The following is a 1,288-nucleotide window of genomic DNA, read 5'->3' as shown; positions in this document are numbered from 1 at the left end:
GAAGGCGTCAGCCTAAACTGCGTTTGGCTTAGTTAAACAATCAGCTCAACTACCCTCACCTTTCTTCACTAGCATCGCTTTGGCTTTCGGTAGTTTTAATGTCGCCGCATCAAAACCTGCGGTTGCGCATTAGGCGCTTTGTCGCCAAGGTCTTATTTTGGGTCAGCAAGCGCCAATGCGTTTGTCAGTTCATATGGCGGCTTGCTACAGTTAGTTCAAAAACATCACCGCGCTGTCGTTTCACTTGTTTGCGTTAACAATCAATCGTATGCTGGCTTCAATAGTTTTTAAAAAGGCCAACGGAACAGGCTCTGCTTCTAACAAAGCGCTTAAGTCGTTCCCTTCGGTCACTGGGACGCTTACACGCGGGGCAACTTCGTTATTATGCCCCACGTGCAACCGCCCCTTAGCTTAGCGTTAGGCACCACATGGAAATCATCAAACTGTTAGGCAACTTTCTGAAATCAGAATTGTTAAACGACTTGTTTGAGTCATATGACGTTGATGTCATATACGAATATGATCGGCTAAATGAAAATGCTCCTGACAGCTACTCTGCCTCAATTGATAGTTTGGGTTTGGAATTTTCTTTTGACTCAGAACAAGTATTAAAGACAATATTCATACAAAATAGAGCTCATGTTAATGGAGTAAAAATTTTCCACTCTGTTGAAGATGCAAAAAGTTTTAGCAACAACAATTCTTTGAGCTTCGAACAGGGAACATCAAAGTTCTTGGGTAATGAGCGCGAGTGGGTAAAAGTATTTTTTACCGGCCACTCCATTCATTACGAATTCCAAAACGCAACGCTGCAATTAATAGCATTGGAGCACGGTGGTGCCTAACAAAGCGCTTAACACGTTCACTCCTTTCACTGGGACAGTAACGCAGCGGCGCTTCGCGATTATGCCGCTACGTCACTGCCCGTTAGCTTAGCGTTAGGTGCTACCAGATGAAAAGCGAAGCAGTTACATTTTTCAAAGGTGTTTTTTTAGGTGGCTTTTTCTCTTTAGTCGCATTTGGTTTCCTATTGGGGCTAATTGTTCAGTTAGACCAAAAGAGCACGGATTTAGCTAGTGTGGTGTTATGTTCCATCGGCTTGGTCGTTTTTAGCTTAGCTACACTGTGGGGTGCCGGTTTCTGGGGGCGATGGTGGCTTGTTGGCTTCTTTGCTTTTGCTCCAGTTATTCTCATAGTGGATTTCACTTTAAATCCCTTTTTCCCGGCAGGTACAATCATTATTGCTGTGTTGTGCTCCTCTAAAAAAGGTCGTAAAAGTGAACGCACC

At 43.9% G+C, this 1,288-nt stretch carries 2 protein-coding genes; both read left to right on the top strand.

Annotated elements, in window-relative coordinates:
* Nucleotides 1-428: 428 nt before the first annotated feature.
* Nucleotides 429-845, top strand: coding sequence for a hypothetical protein (locus V7R35_RS17755; protein ID WP_334016216.1), 417 nt, complete (start codon nt 429-431; stop codon nt 843-845).
* A gap of 107 nt (nt 846-952) precedes the next feature.
* A partial coding sequence (locus V7R35_RS17750) for a hypothetical protein (protein WP_334016214.1) occupies nt 953-1,288 on the top strand: 336 nt, incomplete at its 3' end.

The organism is Alteromonas sp. S167 (genome assembly GCF_036864375.1).
In the GTDB taxonomy this organism is placed as follows: domain Bacteria; phylum Pseudomonadota; class Gammaproteobacteria; order Enterobacterales; family Alteromonadaceae; genus Alteromonas.
Note: the sequence above shows the minus strand (reverse complement) of the source record. Positions and strands in the feature narration are given on the sequence as shown.